The organism is Cohnella kolymensis (assembly GCF_000829465.1).
In the GTDB taxonomy this organism is placed as follows: Bacteria; Bacillota; Bacilli; order Paenibacillales; family Paenibacillaceae; genus Cohnella; species Cohnella kolymensis.
The window spans coordinates 28,419-44,983 of record NZ_JXAL01000016.1 but is presented as its reverse complement, the minus strand read 5'-3'; the positions used below and the strand labels follow the sequence as shown (position 1 = coordinate 44,983).

The window sequence follows — 16,565 nt, the reverse complement described above, 5'->3', positions numbered from 1 at the left end:
TCCACCTACACTTTTTTGATTTCTTTTTTGCCAAGAATACCCGTAGGTCTCACTATTAAAACCAAGATCAAAATAGCAAATGCAATGATATCCTGGAATTTGGAAGCGATATAAGCGCTGCCCAAATTCTCGGTAACACCCAGCAAAAGTCCGCCCACCATCGCACCCGGAATGCTTCCGATGCCGCCCAGTACGGCCGCAGTAAACGCTTTGAGGCCTGCTGTATAACCCATCGTCGGATAAACGGCATCGTAGTAAATTCCTACTAAAATACCTGCCGCTGCCGCTAATGCCGAACCGATCGCGAAGGTAAGCATAATAATGAAATTCGTGTTGATGCCCATTAATGAGGCATTCGTGATGCTGATCGAAGTGGCGCGCATGGCTGTGCCGATTTTTGTTTTATGAACAAACAAATGCAAAGCTATCATGGCGATGATCGACAATGTAACGATAAGGATTTGAATGGTTGAAAACGTCACGCTTCCAATCGAATAAGTTTTGATTTGAATAACCTGAGGAAAAGTATGTACCTCAGAACCCCACAGTTTCTGGGCCAAGTTGGCCAAGAAGATCGACACTCCCATCGCGCTGATGAGGGGGACGATCCGATCCGCAAATCGAAGCCTCCGATAAGCAAAACGTTCCACAATGATCCCCAGTAGGGCCGTTAAAACAGCCGCAGCAGCAAAAGCCGCCACGAACGGAAGGCCTGCATTCCTGATCAGGATTAAGCCGAAGAAGCTGCCCATCATGAATATATCTCCGTGAGCGAAGTTTACGATTTTTAAAATTCCGTAAACCATTGTATACCCGATAGCAATAAGCGCGTAGATCATCCCGATCGTTAAACCGTTCACAATTTGCTGCGAGAACATAGATGTCTCCTTTCAACAATTTCGGGCAAAGGTCGTTAACCCTTGCCCGAAAAAATCACTTTTTATAAGGCTGGAACTTCCCGTCTTTGACGATTAATTTTTCAGGGTTCTTCAGTACGTCGCCTTTTTCATCGAAATCGTTAACGCCGGTTGCGCCTTTAAAGCCTTTCAAACTGCTCATGTACTGCTGAATTTTTTCACGGTCCGCACCGTTTTTCTTGATGCTTTCAATGATGATGTTCGTCGCATCAAACGCGTAAGCTGCGTATGTTCCTGGATCGGAATTGTGAGCCGCCTTGTAGGCGTCAACAAACTTCTTGGTTTCTGCTGCATCGCTATTGGGATTAAAGAATCCCGGGATCAGGAAGCCTTCAACCGCGTCACCGCCCAATTTGATCAGCGCATCGGAGAACAATGCATCCACGCCAAGGAAAGGAACCTGTATGCCTTGCTGTTTGGCTTGCTTCGCGATCAATGCAGCTTCATTGTACAGACCGCCTATGAAAATAGCATTTGGTTGCTTTTCTTTGATTTTGGTTAATACGGAAGCAAAGTCCTTGGTTTGACCGGCGGTATACGCCTCGGAGGCAACGATTTGAATTCCGTTTGCTTCAGCCGCCTTTTGGTAAACATCCGCAAGTCCTACACCGTAATCGGTTTGTTCGTAGAGGATCGCAACTTTATTAAGGCCTTCTTCTTTCGTCCATTTTGCGACAAATTCGCCTTGGAAAGCATCAGTCGTGATGACACGGAAAGTATAATCCCCGGCATCCGTGACTTTCGGTGAACTTGAACCTGGAGACACTTCAACAATTTTGTTTCTGTTATAAACCGGTGCGCCGGCCAACGTCGCGCTGCTGTTGAAGTGGCCTACAACTGCGAGCACCGACTTGTCAGATGCCAATTTGTTCGCAACGTTGGTAGCTTCTTTCGGATCGCCTTTGTCGTCTAATGCGGTAAGAGAGAGTTGCTTGCCGTCGATTCCGCCGGCGTCGTTTGCTAATTTAATTGCAAGTTCGACACCTTTTTTAATAGATTCGCCGTCTTGTGCGGAAGCTCCGCTAAGCGGTGCCGCCAGCCCGATCTTCAATGTGTCGGAGCTGCCTCCGCCCGAGTTTGCTGAGCATCCCGTAATTGCAAATGCCGCAACTGAAATCGCCGCCAATAGCTTTAAGCCTTTTTTCATGCTGCTGCTTGCCTCCCCTTTTTGATCAACCGCCTACACAGCTTTCAGTAGTAGATGTAATCTTTTTTAACATATATAAAAACATGTTGTAAACTAGTCGATTTTTCCACTATAAAGACGCTTTGCATTTTTGCAAAACGTCGAATCTTGGCAATCAACCTTGCAGCTTAATATTGTACTTCTTACATTTTCTTGAGAGGGTAGAAACATCGATTCCGAGTTCGGTGCTGGTGCTAAGAAGTGTCTTGTGGCGTCGGACTGCCTCTTTGATAATATCGTACTCATATCCTTCCAGCATTTCCCTTAAACTGCGTTGCGCTTGTTCCGGCTTGGTCCGGTTTTCTTCGATGCTGTCCAAGATCTCCGGCGGAATATCATAGATATCGATAAGATTCTCTCTGCTTGTCACGACGAGACGCTCCACCAAATTTTTCAATTCACGAATATTTCCCGGCCATTGATACTGCATAAGCACGTTTACGACACTGGCGCTGATTATTTTTCTTTTCGAATACTTCCTGTTTAAATAATTAACAAAAAAATCAATAAATCCGGGAATATCTTCTCTGCGTTCCCGCAATGACGGTACCTTAATGGGCACTACATTCAATCGGTGATACAACTCTTCGCGAAATTTGCCGCTTTCAATCAGGCTGCGCAAATTCCGGCTGGTGGCCGTAATCACCCGGATATCTACTGTAATCGCCTCCACTGAGTCAATCGGATAAAAATGCCTTTCCTGTATGACGCGCAGCAGCTTGCCTTGGATCGGGAGCGTCAACTCAGCGATTTCATCCAAGAAAAGAGTCCCGCGGTTGGCCAACGAAATGAGCCCGAGTTTTCCCTGATGTTTGACTCCCGAAAAAACTCCCTCCGCATATCCGAACATTTCTGATTCCATCAAATTCTCAGGAATAGCCCCGCAGTTGATCCTAACAAACGGTCCGTTCCGGCGCGGACTCTTTTCATGAATCCTTTGTACAACAACTTCTTTTCCCACTCCGGATTCCCCGAGAACCAGCACATTCGAATCAAACTGGGCCACTTGATCGACTTGCTCATAAAGCAGTTGGACCGCTTTTGCTTTAGTAAATTCAAACTCTGAATAATCGCTGTTCCGATGCGCTGACAACGTAATCCCCCCTTCATTAATCTAATTAAAAATCCGAACTTTGCATTTCTGCAAATCATATTGTTTTTTTGCAAAGCTTTTTTTATTGAAGTAGGTCTACCACCCACGCCTTCACACATCCGATAAACCGTTTGGAGGCTGGTGACATCTGTTTGAAAGATACGGATGCCAGAGCCAAGGAACGGTAGCTGTCCTGATCGAAGCTTGCCATATGAACATGATTCGCCGTACCCGCTAAAATCATCTCTGGTAGAATGCTGACGCCGAGCCCGTTTGCGACCATGGCAATGATGGCTTGGTCAAGCGCCATTTCGAACCGGATATTCGGTTTTACCCCAGCCTCTCTAAACATTCTGCGAACGTCATTGTCACATCCGTCCTTAGGCATGATAAACGATTCTTCACAGATGTCTTCGATACGAATCGTCTGTTTTTCGCTCAGCGCATGTCCCTGGGGCATGATGCAGAGCATCCTGTCTTTCTTTAGCGGAATCGTCTCGAAGGGGGCCGCAGTTGGTAACGATATAAAGCCGAAATCGACATCGCCGTTCAAAATCCACCGTTCGACCTCATCATAATTCCCTTCCAAGAGCCTTATTTCAATAGATGGATGCTGAGCCTGAAACTCCTTCAATATACCGGGAAGCCATTGGATGGATACACTCGGGAACGTGCCGACGCGCACCGTCCCGATTTCCAGACCCTTAATGATAGCGGCTTCCTGTTTGATCTGTTCGTTCTTCTGAAGAATATCCCGAATATATTTCAAAATCCTTTCCCCATCGCAGGTGAGGCTGATTCCGGAACGGCCTCGTATCAGTAGCGGAAATCCCATTTCCGTTTCGAGACTCGCAATCGCATGGCTGACACCCGATTGCGTTAGATGAAGCGCCTCGGCTGCCTTTGTGAGGCTCCCGAGTTCAATGACCGTATTGAATACTTCGAATTTTGCAATTGTCACACAGAAACCTCCAGCGACTCATTACATTAAATTTATTCAACATACCCATTATAAACATTCATTTTACTTATGATAAGACGCTTCTTAAACTTAAGTCCAAGAGATTGCTAAATTTGCGAGAGTAAATGTGTTTGCTGCTTGGAGGGAAGGCAATGAATATAAAATCAAACAAATGGACATCCGAAAATTCACTGGCTTTTGCCGCTCTTTTATTCGTTTCCGCCATTTGGGGACTACACGGAGTCTTTGGAAAATCTATCGGCGATCGTATCGAACCGTTTCCATTGACGCTTTTAAGATTTACGGCGTTCGCGCTGTTTTTCCTGCCATGGTATTCGAATCTTGGCTTCATCCTGAGGCGGAGTAAAACAATATTCTTACAAATAGTGATTTCAGGGTTGTGCTTTTCCATTCTGTTTCCGGTTTTCTTTTACAAATCGCTGATGTTGCTCACACCCGTTACCGTTCTTATGCTGGTCAGTATATCACCTTTTTTTGCCACGCTTATAGAAAGGTACTGCTTTAACGAAAGAATCCCGAGCAAAACTTGGGTCGGTATGCTGGTTTCATTGCTGGGGGCAGCCGTTCTTATCATTGATCAATGGAGTGAAGCCGCATCGACCCGCGGAATTGTTTATGGACTTATTAGCTCCGCCGCATTTGCCGTGTATACGGCGTCATCTCGAAAGTTATTCCAAACCCTGCCTTTCCGGGATGTACTTATGGCTACGTCCGTCGTCGGGACAATCGGTTTATGGATGATTGCCCCTTTTGTAGGAGGAATTCAAGCAGCCGTTTTATCACTGTCTTATTTTCAACCGATTGATTGGGCCGAGTTGGCTTTCATCGTGTTTCTTGTCAGTCTGTTGGGTTATGTCCTTAACGGCTATGGACTCAAGCGTCTGCCGGCCGGCATCGCTTCATCTTTGACCTTATACCCTCAGCCCATTTTTGCGGCTGCGGCGCAATGGGTCTGGCTGGGAACCGCTGCCTCTCCGTCAACCCTCCTAAGCGCTGTACTAATATTTGGTGGAACTGCCATCATGCGCTCCAGCAGCAAAAACCTTGTGAATAAAGCTGATGGTACAGTACCTCTACGCCGACCGCACCCTCTAAAACAAAGTTAAAAATCAATAGCGAAAAACCACCTCTTGTACGGCTAACAAAACCGCGAAAGAGTGGTTTTTACTAAGCAAAAAGAGCCCACTAAGTCGTGAGTTGCAAAACCCTTTAATTTGTATGTATGGTGCGGTCGAAATGACGCGAACCTCCACGGCAGTTTCCAAGATCCTTGCTGAGTTAATCGATCAAACTCGAGTAATGTCATGCTTTTTATTTTCATTATCATCAATTCATTTCTGTTTTCTAACCTCTTCAAAGTGCCCTACAAAAGTCCTGGCATTAGGCTGAAGTGCCCGACTAACGAATAAATACACTGGTATTATAGATTTCCCAAAAAGTCCCCATTCTTCATCACTAGCCTTTTTTAAACATTTACGGCCAATAAAAGAAAAACTCAAAAAACCCTTGCTCCGCAAGGGTTTCGTCATTTGTTAAGTATGGTGCGGTCGAGAGGACTCGAACCTCCACGAGATTGCTCCCGCCAGCCCCTCAAGCTGGTGCGTCTGCCATTCCGCCACGACCGCATATATGAATGTCGTCCGAAGGTTTCACGCCTTCCGGATCAAATAAACCTGGTGAGCCATGAAGGACTCGAACCTTCGACACCCTGATTAAAAGTCAGGTGCTCTACCAACTGAGCTAATGGCTCGCGAGTGGTGACCCGTAGGGGACTCGAACCCCTGTTACCTCCGTGAAAGGGAGGTGTCTTAACCACTTGACCAACGGGCCATTCGGGCTTGCGATTCCGGAATTCAACGATAACCCGTTTCAGACGACAAGACTGATTATATCTGAATACCGGACTGAAGGCAAGCATAATTCGGCAATATTATTTAAGGTAAAATCAGGCACTGAATATCGGTGTATTGGCCCTTTTCATGAAAAAAGAGCCACCAGCGCAAACGCCGATGAGGCCCTTCCATAGTCGTTTTTGGTTGAGTGGCGGAGAGAGAGGGATTCGAACCCTCGCACGCATGACACGTCTACTCCCTTAGCAGAGGAGCCCCTTATAGCCACTTGGGTATCTCTCCATGGCTCCCCGAACAGGACTCGAACCTGTGACAACTCGATTAACAGTCGAGTGCTCTACCAACTGAGCTATCAGGGAATATTCAAAAGCGACAAGAATAAATTTAACATGATTCAAAAGTGAAGTCAAGCCTTGAAAGCCCGTTTTTAGCTTAGGGTAATATGTTCCAGATGATGCCGGTATGATTGTAAAATAACATGCATATAACCCTCATTGCGGCTTAGTTTGGTACAGCTTCAGACGTCCCCTGCAGCGGCCGCAAGCATACTTGCGGGGATCAACCCGGCGTTTGCGCGGGTACTCCATGCCGCATGCGTCACATACCAGCAAATAGCGCACCGGCAACCGGCGAGCGGCACCGGGCAGCGGACTGCAATGGCGCGTCGCGCCTACCTGTACAAGAAGTGACTTGAAGTCCTGATCACGATGCTGGTATCCTTTCCCCTGCAAGTGCAAATGATAATGGCAAAGCTCATGCTTGATAATCGCTTCCGTCTCTTCCTTGCCGTGCACTTCCAGCTGGTGAGGGCTGATCTCGATATTATGGGTTTTGGTAAAATAACGTCCGCCGGTTGTCCTGAGCCGTCCGTTGAAGGTTGCCCGGTGCAGGAACGGCCTGCCGAAATCCCGGGCAGAGACCTGTTCCACCCACTGCTGAAGTTCTTGATTGTCCACTACGATCCCCTTCCTTTCATCCGGAGATTCACGACCGTCCGCGGCTTGGTCCTACTTGAATTGTAGACTGGGGTTGGGCTACACTGTCAAGTAGAAATGGATGAGGGGGGAACGCCGCATTATGCCGGAAATGGCTTATATTCTCATGCAGTCTGACGATGGACGTCTGGAGTTCGTCCAAATGCCCGCTTCACATGCGTATCAATTGAGCGCGCTTAATCTTAGACTGCACAAGGAACTGTCCAAGCTGACTGCGGACAACGTGCCTAAGCTTCCCAAAGCAGTAGCAGAATGCCGCACAGTCGAGCTCCTCGATGACACCCGGTCACCGACGAACGGCCTTGAATATATTAATCAGCTTGAGCAATCATTCTCCGCCATTCGTGAAAATTCCTACCCGCTGATCTCGCTTCTTACGGAAATTCGCGCACTGCAAGCACAGCTGGAGCAATGGTACGAAGAAGAGGGCTTGCTGTAAGTAACCGTGTGAATCGGACCTGCACGGACATTCGCCCAGTTCCATATGTTAGTAATACAGATCTGGAATCGGAGGGAGGCGATTTCTGTGCCGCAATGGCTTTGCCATCAATTGATGTCCGCGTTCCAGAAAAAAGATCGCCGGCAAATTCGTCTGCTGAACGATTGCTGGTTTTATTATCGAGCACGACCGGAGAAATCCAAAGACACCGCTGGGGTTCAGCATTGATAAAGCTAAAAGACCGACCCACCGCCGCGAGGCGGCAGGAATCGGTCTTTTTTTTTTACAGCTTCATTTCATTCCAGCTCGTCACTTCATCTACCGACAGCCGAACGGTCGGGTGGCCGGGTTTAGCCGCTTTACCAATCGCAATCAGCATAATCGGCACGTAACGCTCACCGATTCCGAACGCTTTAACAAACTTCTCCGCATCATATCCGCCCATCGGCACGGTATCGTAACCTCTTGCTTTCGCTGCCAGCATCAGCTGCATGGATACGAGCCCGCCGTCCGTATAGACGATTCTCCTCATGACTTCGGGCGGAAGCGAAGAGTACATCGCTACCGTTCGCTCCACGAACGCGTTCTTCCTGTCTTCCGGCATGTAACCGGCTTTAAAAGCCCTGTCATAAATCGTCTCAGCCAATTTGTAGCTTTCCACATCACCGAGCACGGCGATCACCGCTGAAGCATCTAAAACCTGCTGCTGATTGTTAGCGATGGGGAAGAGCTTCTCCTTCAACGGCTGTTCATCAATAACAAGAAACCGCCAAGGCTGCAGATTCGACGAGGATGGCGCAAGCATTGCCTCAGCCAACAGAGCCTTCATATCATCGCGAGATATTTTAAACTTGGAATCATATGATCTTACGGAATGACGCTCGCGGATCACGTCAGAGAACGTCTCGTCTTTAACCGTTTGTGTTGCCGACATTCAAAATCTCCTCCATCCAAAAAGTAATATTTCTCTATACTGTGTAATTTTTACCACAGTTAACTGTAACGATTTCTAGCACAGTATAACCCCACAAAAAGGGCGGTGTCAACCGCCCATGCTTCCCCCCCGACTTTTGTGATTTTTCCCCTAATTCCGCAATCCATTCGCTCGCTCGGCAATCCCGCCAATCGTATATCGCCCAAGCAGATCCAGCACAGCACGATCCATTTCGGCAGTGATATCCGCGAAAATCGACTTCATCTCCACGCCGAAAGGGTGGGAGCCCGCTGTTTCTATGATGCCGTAGCACAGCGGGTCGCTCACCTGAAGTGTGTTATACACCTCAGACAAGGTAATCGAATAAGGATCTCTTTTCAACCGATAACCGCCGTCACGGCCTTCACGGGTTTCCAATATCCCCTCTTTTGCCAGGATCGCGAGAATACGCCGCAGCAAAGTGGCTTCCGATTGGAGATAGGCCGCAAGTTCTACACTAGGGCATGTTTGGATGTTTTCTTTCGATAATATAACTAAGGCTTGCACTGCCAATCCAAACCATTTGGGATGATGCGATCCGATACAATTTTCCGGAGTCATCCGACTCATCCTCCAATTCGTCCGATCCTTACGGCTGACGCATCGTCAAGCTCACGCGGCCTTTCTTCAAATCTGTGGTCAACACCCACACCGTCACCGTATCCCCTACTGCGACTACCTCGGTCGGATGCTTCACAAACTTGCTGCTCATTTGGGAGACATGCACGAGACCGTCATTTTTGATGCCGATGTCGACGAAAGCGCCGAAATCTACCACATTTCGAACCGTCCCTTTAAGCTCCATGCCGGGCTTCAGATCTTCAATATCCAGCACGTCCGTATGGAAGATCGGCGGCGGAAGCTCATCGCGCGGATCACGGCCGGGACGCTGGAGGCTGTCTACGATATCTCGCAGTGTAGGCACGCCGACACCCAGCCGCCCGGCAACCTCTTCCAGCTCAATCTCTCTAAGCTTTGCCTTCAGCGGCTCTGAACCGATGTCCGCAAGCTGCAACCCGAGATCCTGGAATAATTTCTTCACTACATCGTACGATTCCGGATGGATCGGCGTGCGATCCAGGGGATTTTTGCCTTCCGTAATACGCAGAAAGCCGACACATTGCTCATACGTTTTGGCACCCAATCTGGGCACCTTTTGCAGCTGTTTGCGCTCGATGAACTTTCCGTTCTCCTCACGCACCTTAACAATATTACGAGCTAAAGTGGCATTGATCCCGGAAACATACGACAGCAAAGAAGGAGAAGCTGTGTTTACGTCAACCCCTACATGGTTAACCGCGGATTCCACGACACCGGACAAGCTTTCATCCAGCCTCTTTTGCGTGACATCGTGCTGGTATTGGCCGACACCGATTGCTTTGGGTTCGATCTTTACGAGCTCCGCCAGCGGATCCTGCAATCTTCGGGCGATGGACACCGCGCTGCGCTCTGCCACGTCCAGGTCGGGAAACTCCTCTTGCGCCAGTTTGGATGCGGAATACACGCTCGCACCCGCTTCGTTGACGATCAAATATTGAAGCCCCTTATCCGGCATGCGTGAATGACACTGACCACAAACTGCTCCGTTTCCCGGGATGCCGTACCGTTACCGATGACGATCAGCTCAACGCCGTATTGATTGATCAACCGCCGGAATGTGGCCTCTGCTTCAGCGGTTTTGTGATGCGGCGCCGTCGGATAGGTGACGGACACTTCCATCAGTTTGCCCGTCTCATCTACGACCGCAAGCTTGCAGCCTGTGCGAAAAGCGGGATCCGCGCCGAGCACGACCCTTCCTTTCACCGGAGGCTGCAGAAGCAGGTTGCGCAGGTTTTCGGAGAAGATGCTGATGGCGTGCTCCTCCGCTCGCTCCGTCAATTCTCCGCGAAGCTCACGCTCAATTGAAGGTGCAATCAGCCGCTTGTAGGCATCTTCAGCTGCTGCGGCAAGCACATCTCGAGCCGTGGAAGGACCTTTGATCAATCTGCGGTGCAATTCCGCTGCAATCCGATCCGCCTGTACATCTATGGATACATTCAGGACATCTTCTCGTTCGCCGCGATTGATCGCAAGAATGCGGTGAGGCGGCAGTCTTTTGACTGGCTCGGAATATTGATAATACATCTCGTATACCGATTCGGCTTCACTATTCTTCGCTTTGCTTATAAGAATTCCTTGATCCCAAGTAAACTTACGCACCCATTTGCGAATGTCGGGATCGTCGGCAACGCCCTCCGCGATGATGTCCATCGCTCCTTGCAAGGCATCTTCCGCCGAATTCACACCTTTGTCCTCGTCGATGTACTTCGCTGCTTCAGCAGGTACATCGCCGCTTCTAGGCTGTGCAAGAAGCCACTCAGCCAGAGGCTCAAGCCCGCGTTCCTTGGCCACGCTTGCGCGAGTTTTCCGTTTTTGCCGATAGGGACGATAGAGATCCTCCACTTCCTGCAGCTTCACGGCCTTGCGGATAGACGCTTCAAGTTCGGGAGTAAGCTTGCCCTGCTCATCAATCAACCGGATGACTTCGACTTTGCGATCCTCCAGCCCTTTCAAATAGCTGCGGCGCTCTTCGATGGCGCGCAGCTGATTCTCATCGAGTTCACCCGTCATTTCTTTCCGGTAACGCGCGATAAAAGGAATTGTGTTGCCGTCATCGAGCAGCGAAGCGACTGTCCGCACTTGCGCAGCACCGATCCCAAGCTCACTTGCGATCTGCTTTATCATTCTCTGTTCGGTTTCTTTAGCCAAAGCCTGGTTGGTTTCCGTCATACATCCATAGCTCCCATCATGGTTACACCTGCAAAGGAGCGCCCCTCAAGGGACGCTCCTTCGATTATACCTTCTATGAATACAGAATAAAACGAGTTTAAGGCGCGCGTTTCGGCAAAAGTCTGACGTACTCGTCGGAAAGCTTCAACAGCTTCAAAGTATACTCATAGTCCTGCCGGTATGGCGATATATCCTTTACCGGTTCCAGTGACTTGATCGAGACGGCCGTTCCATCATCGAACCCTTTGCCGGGCACAAACAGAATATCATTATTGATAAATGAACCAGTCGGCAAATAGTAGCGCATGCCGAACGTATTACGTTCAATATTCAGCAAATCATGACCAAATGCGGTGAAATGTTCACTTTTCAGGTTAACGCCCAAAAGGTTGGCAACGGTCGGCAGAAAATCGAGCTGCCCGCCGGCTTGTTCGATCACCTTCCCTTTGTCATTACCCGGTACATGGATGACGAGAGGGATGTTAAAGCGACTCACGACCGGGTCATAGGTGATGCCAAGCTGCGATTTGATAAATGCCGGATCATTGTCCTGCGGCTGCAGCCCGAAATGGTCACCGTACACCACAAGAACGGTATTGTCCCACAAGCCTTCCTGCTTTAACCGGTCGATGAACGTTCCCAGTGCATAATCCGTATAATTGACGGCAGCCAAATAATCGCCAAGCTGGGTTCCCTGCATCGATTCCGGAATGGCGATCCGCTTGCGATCGTCCGGAATTTTGAAAGGATGGTGGCTGGACACGGTAACGAACTGCGCATAGAACGGTTTGTTCTGCTTCGCACGAGCTAATATTTTATCCATCCCGAGTTTATAGAGTTCTTCATCGGAAGGTCCGAAATCGTTAAAATGATCATTCTTATAAAACGGTTTGTCGTAATAGTGATCAAAATGGAGAGCGGGATAAAGCTTGTTCCGATCCCAGAACTTCACATCGTTAACATGGAAAGTAGAAGCCTCATAGCCGTATTTCTGCAGAAGCCGAGGTAAGCTCGGCAGCTCCCGGTCCCCATATCCCATAGACATTGCAATCTTTCCCGTAGGATAAATAGATGTGTTCGACATAAACTCCGCATCCGCGGTGTTCCCTTGTCCGATTTGCTGGAAGACGTGCGGGAAGTATAGACCCTCATCAGTCAGCCGATTCAACACAGGCGTCAGCACTTGCCCGCCTAGCGACAGATGGATGGGGAAGTTCTGGAAAGCCTCCAATTGCACGATGATCAGATTCTTCCCTTTCGCGGCGCCGAAGTACGCAGGCTTATCGAGTTTCTTTGCACGAGTCTGCAAGGGGTAGTCGGCTTCGAGCTTATCCAGCTTCGCCGCTGTGTCCTGCAGACTGCCGCCCTTGGCTGCCTCGTCTTCCCGGCTTAGCTTAATTGCAGCTGATACCTGGTAATCCAGAAAGCCCAGGCTCTCCAATTCCGCGTTCTCATTGGCGATAGAGCCGCCGGATTGGATGTACCTCCCGGAAACGAAAATACACACGAGGGCTATAACCATAACTCCCGTCTTCCAAGCGAGATTGCTTTTCATGGTTGCGGCAAACCTCATCTTTTTCCGGTATGCCATCCAAACTGCGATCAGTACAATCAGATCGGCAAAAAATAAAAAATAACCCGGCCGGACGGTTGACTCGACACTGGCTCTGATTTGCATCACCTGCTTTAATGCCAACAACGCCGTGTAGGTCGGTACAGATCCGTAATAGGAGTAATACACGGTTGACGCGAACAGGATCAATGAGAAAATGAAGTTCACGATGAAGAAGCACATCCGTTTCCACGCAGCCGAAGTTGCCAGTTCAACCAAGCACAGGATGGCCAACAGTGCCAAGCCGTCTGCGGGAAGCCTGCTCCATCCGGCGTCATCGAACAAAAAGAGACGAAATAGCATAAGCTTCAGCATCAGCAGAATAAATGTATAAAAGAATGGCCGAGCGAGCTTGTTAAGCAGCTTGCCCTCTTGTATCGGTTCAGACAAAATTAAACCACTCCTCTTGCTAATAAAAAACACTTCAGTATCCCTGAAGTGTTCGGGTGAACAGCCTGTTTAGCTTAGAAATCGATCAACCCTACGCTGATCTGCAGCGCTTCATCCACTTTACGCATGGATTCCTCGTCCAGATGAGTGATTTTATCCGTTAAACGCTGTTTATCAATTGTACGTATCTGTTCGAGCAGTACGACCGAATCGCGTTCCATGCCGTGCGTTTTGGCTTCGATTTCAACATGTGTAGGCAATTTCGCCTTTTGGATTTGTGCCGTAATTGCGGCGACAATGACTGTTGGGCTGAAACGGTTGCCGATATCGTTCTGGATCACCAGCACAGGGCGTACGCCACCTTGCTCCGAGCCGACGACCGGCGACAAATCCGCATAGAATACATCCCCGCGTTTGACAATCAAACGTTACACCCCGCTAACGAGGCGTCCGAGTGTGCTTTCGGCATCTTCTTCGGCATAAAAAGCTTCCGATGCCATGTTCAGATTAATTTTGGCCATCTCCATATACCCGCGCTGCATGGCGTCGTGAATCAACCGCTTTTTCCGGTCTACCAGGTAATACTTCATGGCCTGACGGATAATTTCACTCCGATTCGTATTTTCCTTTGCCACGACAAAATCCACTTCCCGCAGCAAATGATCCGGAAGACTAATCATAATGCGCTTCGTATTGTGCAAATTGGCCACCGAACAGACACCCCCAAAGATTTTCCAAGACGCGACCTAATTTCCAGTATGCATGAGACAACACATAATTATACGAATATCATTCGTATTTCATTCTAGCTATACCTTTCACTTTCCTGCCGGTGGAGCACAAAAAACAGCTGTAAATCTATACCAGAAGCGCATTGGTGACAGCAGCAACATTCCCATTACTTTGGTATATACGCGGTACACGAGATGCTATCATGCAGATCAGCTCATAGTTGATCGTACCAAGCTTTGCGGCCAGTTCCTCTGCAGATATGAACTCGTTCCCCTGCCGTCCGATCAGCACGACTTCTTCTCCGGGTTCGATCGGGGGCTCACCCTCCAGCCTTGCGTCGCCGGCCCGGATCATGCATTGATCCATGCAAATCGTCCCGACCACGGGAACGCGAACGCCTCTGAGCAGCGCTTCCGCCTTACCGGTCAACATGCGGCTGAATCCGTCCGCATAGCCGATCGGCAGTGTACCGATCGTCTCTAAACCTGTTGTGAAATACCGGCAACCGTAGCTGATACCTTCTCCGGCCTTCACATTTTTTACATGAACTATTTTTGTTTTCAAAGAGAGCACCGGTTCCAGTTGAATCGCTTGAGTGCCCACTTCACTGCTCGGATAAAGTCCGTACATGCTGATGCCAAGCCGGAGCATCTCGCCGACATGCCCGGGCAGATCGATCCCGGCCGCACTGTTGCCCGAATGGACGATCGACACCGGCATACCGCTTCGGCGGACGTAGTCCACGACGGTGGAGAACCGCTCCGCCTGCATCATGGTGTATTGCTTATCAAGCTCATCCGCCTTGGCGAAGTGGGTGAACAAGCCTTCCACCTCTAGCTGACCGATGGCAAACGCCCGCTCCAAAAAGCCTTCCGCTTGCTGCCCCGGCAGAAGCCCAAGACGCCCCATACCGGAATCGATCTTGATGTGGGCCTTCAATTTTTTTCCTGTTTCAGGTAAGCTCCGTGCAGCGTCCAGCATTTCATCACGGTACAGCGTAAGCGTTATATTGTGCTCGCGCGCAACCGGAAACCCTTCCGGCGGCGTATATCCAAGCACCAGAATCGGCGCCTGAATGCCTGCTTTCCGCAGTTCAAGCGCCTCATCCAAAAATGCGACTCCCAAATAATCGGCTCCGCAGGCAACGGCGTGCCGCGCAACCTCAGCCGCACCATGACCGTAGGCATTGGCCTTCACCGAAGCCAGCAATTTGGTGCCGGCGGCCAAACGTTCGCGGAATGCTCCGATGTTGCGTCCGAGGGCATCCAGCGAAATCTCGGCCACGGTCGGCCGGTAATAGCAGTCCACAGACCGGTCACCACCCCTGTTGTACATCTACACAATAAAGTAATGTTACCGGGTGCGGGCGGTACTGTCAACGCAATTAAGGCAGTCAACCTTTTCCTTTTCGCAGCAAAAGGGGCCGATCTGCTAAAGACCGGCCTCTTATCCCATTATTTACCTGACGATTGCTCCATGGATTGCGCGATGGTCACCATATCCTCTTGCGGCAGATCCGCGCTCGTCAGCCGATATTCTATGCCTTGATACGTCCAGGTCAAGGTTTTAACATCGCCAAGCGACAGATGTCCGACCGTAAAGCCGAGGTCCTGGACGATTCCTTCACTGTTCAAAGCTTTGCGGTCCTTAGGAATCATCTCCAGGATCGTGAAATCGTACGTACCCGAATATCTGAGCATCACGCCCATATTTTCACCGAGCTGAACTTCCGCTCTATCCTTGAATTGCACGCCCACCGGCAGCGCTTCCGGATCGGGTTCCACAACGTCCAAGCTCTGCTCAGGCAGTGTGCTTGCGTCTTCCTCGTTCACACCGTCTGCATCTTCCGGCGATGCGGATGCACCCGGTGCCGCTGTAGCATCCGGACTTGAGCCATCTCCTGCGCCGGTTGAGGGCTTCGTCCCCGGCTTGGATCCCATGTTCGTATCCATATCGAATGCGGATTTATCGAATTTCTTGCCGAACTTGAAGTTCTTGAAGTCGACCTCGATCATGACGTTCGCGTTCGTATCCGTCACTTCAACGTGTCTAGGCGAATAGTCATTTTGCGAGAGCCATATTTTCTGCCGCGCAAACGACCCGTTCTGGTAATTGCTTGCCATCACATCAAACACATAAGTGTCCTTGTCTGTCGTCAACTGTCTCGATTCGTCCAGCATGATGCTTTGCACCAGTGTCTGATATAAGTAAACTTGCCCCTGGTTGTCCGGCCAATCGCTTTGGAAACGATAGCTCTTGTTCAGCTGCGGAGTGAGTACGAACACCCCTTCATCGTTGCGAAGCACGATTTGGGTGATGTCCCTTTTGGCATTCGTAAGGGCGATCCGGTAATATTGCGGTTTCTGGTACCATACTTCCACTTCATACTCCAGCGGCTGCTGTCCGGTATGTAATTTCATCGTGCCGCTTCCTTCATAGCTTTCCATTTTACCCACGACTTTGTCCAGGTCCTTCACGATCGAATCCGCATTCTTGCTCCCGCAACCGGCCAACAGGACGGTAATAAGCAGGGCAACAGCGGTGATCCATGGGATCCGACGACGCATGCGATCCACCCCTCTGCACTTTGGTTATTCCATGGTTCATGTCTATGAGGGGACTTGGCC

Annotated in this window: 15 protein-coding genes, 5 tRNA genes and 1 pseudogene; 3 read left to right on the top strand and 18 right to left on the bottom strand. The window is 49.6% G+C overall.

Features of this window, described 5'->3' with window-relative positions; all coding sequences use genetic code 11:
• Positions 1–5: 5 nt before the first annotated feature.
• The 4 genes from SD71_RS10135 to SD71_RS10120 form a co-directional block, all read right to left on the bottom strand.
• Complete coding sequence (locus SD71_RS10135; protein ID WP_041062309.1) at positions 6–878, bottom strand: branched-chain amino acid ABC transporter permease; 873 nt, start codon at positions 876–878, stop codon at positions 6–8.
• A 55-nt stretch (positions 879–933) separates the two neighbouring features.
• A complete protein-coding gene (locus SD71_RS10130) occupies positions 934–2,064 on the bottom strand; it encodes an ABC transporter substrate-binding protein (protein WP_041062307.1) in 1,131 nt (376 codons plus the stop codon).
• 154 nt (positions 2,065–2,218) lie between these two features.
• Positions 2,219–3,196: a sigma-54 interaction domain-containing protein gene (locus SD71_RS10125; protein ID WP_052476128.1), complete on the bottom strand. Its 978-nt coding sequence runs from the start codon at positions 3,194–3,196 to the stop codon at positions 2,219–2,221.
• 82 nt (positions 3,197–3,278) lie between these two features.
• The gene (locus SD71_RS10120) at positions 3,279–4,157 is read right to left on the bottom strand and encodes a LysR family transcriptional regulator (RefSeq protein ID WP_041062305.1); all 879 of its coding nucleotides are present in this window, start codon (positions 4,155–4,157) and stop codon (positions 3,279–3,281) included.
• Positions 4,158–4,309: 152 nt separating this feature from the next.
• Between SD71_RS10120 and SD71_RS10115 the strand changes: the two genes are divergently transcribed.
• Positions 4,310–5,284, top strand: coding sequence for a DMT family transporter (locus SD71_RS10115; RefSeq protein WP_041062303.1), 975 nt, complete (start codon positions 4,310–4,312; stop codon positions 5,282–5,284).
• 433 nt (positions 5,285–5,717) lie between these two features.
• Here SD71_RS10115 and SD71_RS10110 read toward each other — a convergent pair.
• The 6 genes from SD71_RS10110 to SD71_RS10080 all read right to left on the bottom strand — a co-directional run bounded on the left by SD71_RS10110 (position 5,718) and on the right by SD71_RS10080 (position 6,984).
• Positions 5,718–5,803, bottom strand: a tRNA-Leu gene (locus SD71_RS10110).
• 49 nt (positions 5,804–5,852) lie between these two features.
• Positions 5,853–5,928 (bottom strand) — tRNA-Lys (locus SD71_RS10105).
• A 5-nt stretch (positions 5,929–5,933) separates the two neighbouring features.
• Positions 5,934–6,008: transfer RNA gene (locus SD71_RS10100), tRNA-Glu, on the bottom strand.
• 211 nt (positions 6,009–6,219) lie between these two features.
• A tRNA-Ser gene (locus tag SD71_RS10090) sits at positions 6,220–6,310 on the bottom strand.
• Position 6,311: 1 nt separating this feature from the next.
• A tRNA-Asn gene (locus SD71_RS10085) sits at positions 6,312–6,387 on the bottom strand.
• Between the two features lie 132 nt (positions 6,388–6,519).
• Positions 6,520–6,984 carry a SprT family protein gene (locus SD71_RS10080; RefSeq protein WP_041062299.1) on the bottom strand — a complete coding sequence of 155 codons (465 nt, stop codon included), beginning with the start codon at positions 6,982–6,984 and terminating at the stop codon, positions 6,520–6,522.
• A 121-nt stretch (positions 6,985–7,105) separates the two neighbouring features.
• Here SD71_RS10080 and SD71_RS10075 point away from each other — a divergent pair, with 121 nt between their 5' ends.
• Entirely contained in the window at positions 7,106–7,462 is a 357-nt protein-coding gene (locus tag SD71_RS10075) for a hypothetical protein (protein ID WP_041062297.1), read from the top strand.
• A gap of 87 nt (positions 7,463–7,549) precedes the next feature.
• Positions 7,550–7,690, top strand: a complete 141-nt coding sequence (cmpA, locus tag SD71_RS23560) for a cortex morphogenetic protein CmpA (protein WP_152619408.1) — start codon at positions 7,550–7,552, stop codon at positions 7,688–7,690.
• A 55-nt stretch (positions 7,691–7,745) separates the two neighbouring features.
• Here the strand turns inward: cmpA and SD71_RS10070 are convergent, their stop codons facing one another.
• The 8 genes and pseudogenes from SD71_RS10070 to SD71_RS10035 all read right to left on the bottom strand — a co-directional run bounded on the left by SD71_RS10070 (position 7,746) and on the right by SD71_RS10035 (position 16,505).
• A complete protein-coding gene (locus SD71_RS10070; protein ID WP_041062295.1) occupies positions 7,746–8,396 on the bottom strand; it encodes a nitroreductase family protein in 651 nt (216 codons plus the stop codon).
• 150 nt (positions 8,397–8,546) lie between these two features.
• Positions 8,547–8,996 carry an RrF2 family transcriptional regulator gene (locus SD71_RS10065; protein ID WP_041062294.1) on the bottom strand — a complete coding sequence of 150 codons (450 nt, stop codon included), beginning with the start codon at positions 8,994–8,996 and terminating at the stop codon, positions 8,547–8,549.
• 28 nt (positions 8,997–9,024) lie between these two features.
• Positions 9,025–11,204 (bottom strand): annotated as a pseudogene (locus SD71_RS10060) (Tex family protein).
• 97 nt (positions 11,205–11,301) lie between these two features.
• Entirely contained in the window at positions 11,302–13,131 is a 1,830-nt protein-coding gene (locus SD71_RS10055) for an LTA synthase family protein (protein ID WP_052476196.1), read from the bottom strand.
• A gap of 149 nt (positions 13,132–13,280) precedes the next feature.
• Positions 13,281–13,631, bottom strand: coding sequence for a type II toxin-antitoxin system PemK/MazF family toxin (locus SD71_RS10050; protein WP_041062292.1), 351 nt, complete (start codon positions 13,629–13,631; stop codon positions 13,281–13,283).
• A 3-nt stretch (positions 13,632–13,634) separates the two neighbouring features.
• Complete coding sequence (locus SD71_RS10045) at positions 13,635–13,916, bottom strand: CopG family ribbon-helix-helix protein (protein WP_041062290.1); 282 nt, start codon at positions 13,914–13,916, stop codon at positions 13,635–13,637.
• Between the two features lie 148 nt (positions 13,917–14,064).
• A complete protein-coding gene (gene alr / locus SD71_RS10040; RefSeq protein ID WP_041062288.1) occupies positions 14,065–15,246 on the bottom strand; it encodes an alanine racemase in 1,182 nt (393 codons plus the stop codon).
• 146 nt (positions 15,247–15,392) lie between these two features.
• Positions 15,393–16,505, bottom strand: coding sequence for a LolA family protein (locus tag SD71_RS10035; RefSeq protein WP_041062286.1), 1,113 nt, complete (start codon positions 16,503–16,505; stop codon positions 15,393–15,395).
• Between the last annotated feature and the right edge of the window lie 60 nt (positions 16,506–16,565).